Origin of the sequence: Arcanobacterium sp. S3PF19 (genome assembly GCF_000758825.1) — a bacterium.
Lineage (GTDB): Bacteria > Actinomycetota > Actinomycetes > Actinomycetales > Actinomycetaceae > Arcanobacterium_A.
On the sequence record NZ_JRMX01000013.1, the window covers coordinates 355,804 to 362,016 of the forward strand.

6 protein-coding genes are annotated in these 6,213 nt (G+C 55.2%); 4 read left to right on the plus strand and 2 right to left on the minus strand.

Features of this window, described 5'->3' with window-relative positions:
• Nucleotides 1-38: 38 nt before the first annotated feature.
• Nucleotides 39-1,118, minus strand: coding sequence for a phosphotransferase (locus HMPREF1631_RS04255; RefSeq protein ID WP_052047061.1), 1,080 nt, complete (start codon nt 1,116-1,118; stop codon nt 39-41).
• A gap of 99 nt (nt 1,119-1,217) precedes the next feature.
• Between HMPREF1631_RS04255 and prfB the strand changes: the two genes are divergently transcribed.
• The 4 genes from prfB to HMPREF1631_RS04275 all read left to right on the plus strand — a co-directional run bounded on the left by prfB (nt 1,218) and on the right by HMPREF1631_RS04275 (nt 5,657).
• The gene (gene prfB, locus HMPREF1631_RS04260) at nt 1,218-2,345 is read left to right on the plus strand and encodes a peptide chain release factor 2 (protein ID WP_034232694.1); all 1,128 of its coding nucleotides are present in this window, start codon (nt 1,218-1,220) and stop codon (nt 2,343-2,345) included.
• 296 nt (nt 2,346-2,641) lie between these two features.
• Nucleotides 2,642-3,025 (plus strand): Rid family detoxifying hydrolase, encoded by a 384-nt coding sequence (locus HMPREF1631_RS04265; RefSeq protein WP_034232696.1) that lies wholly within the window; start codon nt 2,642-2,644, stop codon nt 3,023-3,025.
• 12 nt (nt 3,026-3,037) lie between these two features.
• Complete coding sequence (locus HMPREF1631_RS04270) at nt 3,038-4,372, plus strand: aromatic amino acid transport family protein (RefSeq protein WP_198017367.1); 1,335 nt, start codon at nt 3,038-3,040, stop codon at nt 4,370-4,372.
• Between the two features lie 145 nt (nt 4,373-4,517).
• Nucleotides 4,518-5,657: a PLP-dependent aspartate aminotransferase family protein gene (locus tag HMPREF1631_RS04275; RefSeq protein ID WP_034232698.1), complete on the plus strand. Its 1,140-nt coding sequence runs from the start codon at nt 4,518-4,520 to the stop codon at nt 5,655-5,657.
• Between the two features lie 133 nt (nt 5,658-5,790).
• Here HMPREF1631_RS04275 and HMPREF1631_RS04280 read toward each other — a convergent pair.
• Nucleotides 5,791-6,213 (minus strand): helix-turn-helix domain-containing protein (locus tag HMPREF1631_RS04280; protein WP_198017368.1); only part of this gene is annotated, 423 nt, incomplete at its 5' end.

Sequence of the window (6,213 nt, forward strand, 5' to 3'; positions counted from 1 at the left end):
TCTTTCGCCGGTATTTTCGCCTTATCCTTTCGGCCGCCTTATTCTTCGTCGGGGTGTTTTTCGTCCGTATCGGCATCGGCCGGTGTGTTTTCCGGATCTTCGTTTTCTGCAGCCGGCTGCATTCCCGCCAAAAATCCGGTGTGCACAGCCGCATCTGCCGCATCCAAATCCATTTCCCATTTCGGTTCGGGAGCCTCGTCTGCCGATGCGAGCACGTCTTCGGCCAGGGCATCGAGCATCTGCCCGGCGTCTTCAATAATTTTCGGATCGTTTTTGTGTATCCCGTGCAGCAGCCATTCGACTATCGAAAATTCGTTCATAAGCACGCTGCGCCTGAGAAAATGCGGATCCGGGGCAACGTCGCGGGCATTGCTGTATGCATCGAATACGGAATCCGCCTGAGTCTTGGACAGCTGTGCGGTCAGCGCGGCAAAATCCGCCGCCGGATCGCCGCACTGCGCCTCGCCGAATCCGAGAACGGCGGAAATTTTTCCCCCGCTCCACAGAAAATGTTCTTCCGCGGGGTCTCCGTGCAGGACGGTGGGGGTGAAATTCCACAGTTCGTCGTTTTGCAGCATATCTTCCCACCGCCGGCGCAGAATCACGGGGACGGATGAGGATTCGGCGGCATTGGTCAGTTCCGCAAGACGCCGCTCCCGCCAGCTGTCTGTGGAATATGCGGGCAGGCCGGCGTCGGTGATCACCGATCGGGGAAGATTATGGACTGCCCCCAGAGTTCGGCCCAGTTCGCGCGCCTGTGACGGCGTGAGCAGCGTAAAATCAAGCGTTTTCCCCGCGGGCGCCCGATAAACGAGTGCGCGTCCGTGTTTCACCTGTGTGAATCCGGCCGGACGCAGGACGTCAAAGGGCAGATTTCCTTCGCGCAGCTGTGCCAGAAGTGTTTTTGCAATCCCGGCTTCGGCCTCAATGGCCGCCCCGGCTTCACTGCACCGCGGATATTTTACCGTCCAGGCGGAACCGTCTTCGCACAGCACACCCACGTAGGAAAAATCGTCGGTGGAATAAAGCGGCTCGGTTGTGGCCGTGACGCGCAAATCTTTCAGCGCGGCAACTGCCAGTGCGGCAATACGTAACGAAGAAACTGCAGAGATATTCACATCTCTACGCTATCGGCAAATCGTCCAAATTTCATTTCACACACCGCAGAGCTTTAATTTGTGGGCAATATCAGGCGCAATAGCGTAAACTAAACGTTTGTGGCTACAGATTATCAGGGTGAATTGGAAAAATTAAATAATACCTACCGGCAGATCGCCGCGGTTTCGGATGCCGACGGTCTGAAAAAGCAGATTGCGGAGCTGACCGAGCAGTCGGCCGCTCCCGATTTATGGAACGACCCGTCGGCGGCGCAGGCACTGACATCGAAACTGTCGCACGCAAAAACCGAGCTGGCAAAACTGACGCAGGTAAAAAACCGCCTCGACGATTTGGCAACTCTTGTGGAGATGGCCGAAGAAGAGAGTTTTTCCGATCCGAAAACGGGTGCGGAACTGTATGCCGAAGCAGATACGGAACTGAAACAGCTGGCCGGGGAACTGTCTGAGCTGGAAGTGAAAACACTGTTGGCCGGGGAGTACGACGAACGGTTTGCGGTAGTTACAATCCGTTCGGGGCAGGGCGGTGTGGAGGCTGCCGACTGGGCACAGATGCTGCAGCGGATGTATCTGCGCTGGGCCGAACGTCACGGTTATCCGACGAAAGTGCTGGACACGTCCTATGCGGAAGAAGCCGGCATCAAATCCACCACTTTTGAGGTTTCGGCGCCCTATGCCTACGGCACGCTTTCGGTGGAAGCCGGTACCCACCGCCTGGTACGTATTTCCCCGTTTGACAATCAGGGACGGCGGCAGACATCTTTTGCAGGTGTGGAGGTAATTCCGCTGATTGAAACGACGGATCATATCGATATTCCGGAAAACGAACTGAAAATCGATGTTTTCCGCTCCTCCGGTCCGGGCGGCCAGTCGGTGAACACTACCGATTCCGCCGTGCGGATGACGCATATCCCCACCGGGATTGTGGTTTCCATGCAGGATGAGAAATCGCAGATCCAAAACCGTGCCGCGGCTTTGCGCGTGCTGCAGTCGCGTCTTTTGCAGCTGCGCCGCGAAGAGGAAAACGCGAAGAAAAAAGAGCTGGCCGGAGACGTAAAAGCCTCGTGGGGCGACCAGATGCGCTCCTATGTGCTGCATCCCTATCAGATGGTGAAAGATCTGCGCACGAACTATGAAGTGGGGAATGCGGCCGCTGTGTTTGACGGCGAAATAGACGGTTTTATCGATGCCGGTATCCGCTGGCGGGCCGCAGGCGGGAACGAAGCCTGACCGGTTTTCGTGAGGCGGGCTTCCGCCCGGGGCGTGCTGCGCGGGGAAGTGAAATTCTGCGGGAAAACGGCTGCTTTGCGCGCTTTTTCCCATTTAGTTAGGTTACCCTAATCTGAATCGTTCCATAATTCTAATAAAAGGTTGACCTTTTCAACAAATCGTGAGAATCTTAGAAGTAGAGATTCAACATAGCGTTGAAGTTCTATTGCTGCTGTTGTATTTGATCCGGAATGACAGTGATGCAGACCGGAAAATCTGCGCAGCCGCAGCGCATAAGTCCTTAGGAGAAAGAAAAAATGAAATTACAGCGTATTGATATTCCGGCCGCGGTAGGTCCCTATTCTGCGGCAGTAAAGGCAGGAAATGTGGTTTCCGTCTCCGGTCAGCTTCCCCTGAACCCGGCAACCGGCACTTTGGTTTCGCAGGACGTGCGCGAACAGACCAAGCGCAGCCTGGAGTTGGTAAACTCGGTTCTTGCACAGTATGGGCTGAGCCTGGCAAATGTATTTAAAACAACCGTTTTGCTTGCCGACATCAATGATTTTGCCGCAATGAATGAAGTGTACGGCGAATGCTTCGCGGATGTCGAACAGTACCCGGCCCGCAGCGCTTTCCAGGTGGGGGCACTGCCGATGGGCGCACGGGTGGAAATTGAAGCTCTTGCGTACTGCCCGGCCTAAAAGGTGAGAACGATGAGCGACACTACGGCAAGCGGCAAATCTGCGACATACTCCGCCCGCGATCTCAAACATGCCGAAAAAGCGGGTCTGAGTGTTGAGGAATGGAAGAAACAGACAAAACTGGATTCCGTTGACTGGGGATGGGTAATTCTCTCGATCGGAATGGCTATCGGCGCGGGAATTGTGTTTCTTCCCGTGAAGGTGGGAATCATCGGCGTATGGGTTTTTCTCGTTTCGGCAATCATCGGGTATCCGGCGATGTGGCTCTTCCAGCGTCTGTTTATCAACACTCTTGCCAAATCGAAGAAGTGCGAGGACTATCCTTCCGTAATCGGGGGTTACCTGGGGAAGAACTGGGGACTGCTGCTCGGCATCCTGTACTTCATCATGCTGGTTATCTGGGTGTTTGTGTATTCTACGGCAATCACCAACGATTCGGCGTCCTATCTGCAGACTTTCGGAGTCACCAGAACCAATCTGTCCCATGCGCCGCTGTACGGCCTGCTGATTGTGTGTATTTTGGTGCTCATTGCCTCCCGCGCCGAAAAGCTGCTGTTTAAAATTTCCTCAGTGATGGTGATTACCAAAATTACCATCATTTTCCTTTTGGGGCTGGTAATGATTCCGCGCTGGAATCTGGCCAATATCGGAGCGTTCCCCGATTTGGGGTATCTGGTAAAACAGACCATTGTTCTGCTTCCCTTCACGCTGACTTCCATCCTGTTCATTCAGTCGCTTTCGCCGATGGTTATTTCTTTCCGTCATCACAACGAAAACATAGAAGTGGCACGGTTCAAGTCGGTCCGGGCAATGAACATCGCTTTCTTTATCCTGTTTACGGTCATTTTCTTCTACGCCATGTCGTTTAACCTGGTGTTGGGGCACGACCAGGCGGTGCAGGCGGAGGCGGAAAATATTTCCACCCTTGCCATTGCCGCCCGTAACCTGGACGGCATATATGTGCAGATCCTCAGCGTAATCCTCAACATTTTCGCGGTGATGACGGCATTCTTCGGTGTGTTCCTCGGATTCCGCGAGGCATGCCACGGCATCGCGCTCAATGCGATAAAGCGTTTCATCCCCGAAAACAGGATCAACAAAAAGGCGCTGGGCCTGGGAGTACTCATCTTTGCCGTACTCGTGGCCTGGGGTGCGATTGTGCTCAATGCGCCCGTTTTGAGCTTTACCTCAATATGCTCTCCGATTTTCGGTATGATCGGCTGCCTTATCCCCAGCTATCTTGTGCTGCGGGTAAAGAGTCTGCACGAGCTGCGCGGACCCGGTCTGATTCTGATTATATTCGCCGGAGTGCTTCTCATTGTTTCGCCATTCCTGGCATTTAGCTAATTTGGATTCTTTGTTCGGAGAAATTCGCAACAATCGGATACAGTCGCGTGACTGCGTCGTCAAACGCCACCGTCTACCGTCGCTACGCTAGGGCGCGCATCCCCGATAGGCGAGATGAAACAAACAAAATTCAAGGAGAACTAAAATGGAAATCAACTCTACCCTGCTGCATGGATACGAGGTATTTGGCAAATACACCGGCTCGTCGTCCATTCCGATCTACCAGTGTTCCACTTTCGCCCAGAAGTCACTGGAAGAACATCCCGAATATATGTATTCCCGTTTCGGAAACCCGACCCGCCACGCGTTGGAAGAGGGTGTGGCGGCAGTGGAAGGAGGCCGTCACGCATATGCGTTCGGATCCGGCATGGCCGCAATCAGTGCCTGCCTGCTGCTTTTCGGCAAGGGAGACCACGTCGTGCTGTGCAAGAGCATCTACGGAGGCACGTTCCAGCTCGCCGAAGAAATTATGAAGCGCTTCGGCATTGACACCACTTTCGTGGACGAAACGGATCTGCACGCCTGGGAGTCGGCAATCAGGCCGAACACGAAGGCTCTCTATCTGGAGACTCCTTCCAATCCGCTTCTGAACGTAACGGATATCCGCGGCGTGGTAGCTGTTGCCAAACGCCACGGTCTGCTGACGATCGCCGACAACACCTTCATGACGCCGCTCTTCCAGCGTCCTTTGGATATGGGAGTGGATCTCGTGATCGAATCCGCAACCAAGTTCTTTAACGGCCACAGCGACGTGGTTGCAGGCATGGTGATCACCAACGACGATGATCTGGCAGAGCAGATTTATCTGCAGCAGAAGGCAATCGGCGGAATCCTCGGACCGCAGGATTCGTGGCTGATTATGCGCGGAATGAAAACCATGGGTCTGCGCATGGAGCAGTCGGCCCGCAGCGCACTGCAGATCGCGGAAGTACTGGAGAAGAACAAGGCCGTCAAGGCACTGCATTACCCGGGTCTTCCCAGCCATCCCGGTTACGAACTGCACCGCAGCCAGGCCACGTGCGGAGGCGCGGTGCTGTCCTTCGAGCTGAAAGACCGCGATACGGTGAACCGTTTCGCGAAAGCGCTGCATCTTCCGATTCTTGCCGTAAGCCTGGGCGGCGTGGAGTCCATCCTGTCTTTCCCGGCAGCGATGTCCCACGCATGCATGAGCCCCGAAGAGCGCGCCGAGCAGGGCGTGACGGACGGTCTGCTGCGTCTGTCCGTGGGTGTGGAGAACACCGAAGATCTTATTGACGATCTGACCCGGGCTCTGAACTCTCTGTAACGGAAAAATAATCGGTTTGGTACGGAAAACCGGTGCCGGTTTTGCCCCTTTGGGGCGAAGCCGGCACTTTCCGTATCGAGAACGCGGCGGGAGAGGGAAGATGCGCGCGGAAAAGGTGCGCGCGGAAAACGGGTCAGTCTTTTTCTTTTTTCTCTGCGGCCCGGGAGGCGTCTTTCGGTTCTGCGGACGGTTCGCGCACGGAATCCGGCGTTTCGCTGTCGAGTTCCTTCAGATAGTTATAGATCGTAAAACGCGATACTTTCAGCGCGGCGGCCGCTTTTTCGGCGGCTTCGCGAAGCATAAAGAACCCGCGCTGCTGCAGATCGGCAACCACGGAAATTTTGTGCCGTTTCTGCATCAGTTCCACGGGAATGCGGATATCGCTGATGGTGCAGTCCAGGAGCTCCTGTGCCAATTCGTCCACGTCCTTGCTGAACGTTTCGGCCAACCCGGACAGCGGCGTCGGGGGCAGCTCGCGGTTGGGGATAAGCGTGCCGATGGCCCGCTGCACCGGTTCCCAGACGCTGATGTCGCGAATCATGCACATCGCGGCGGC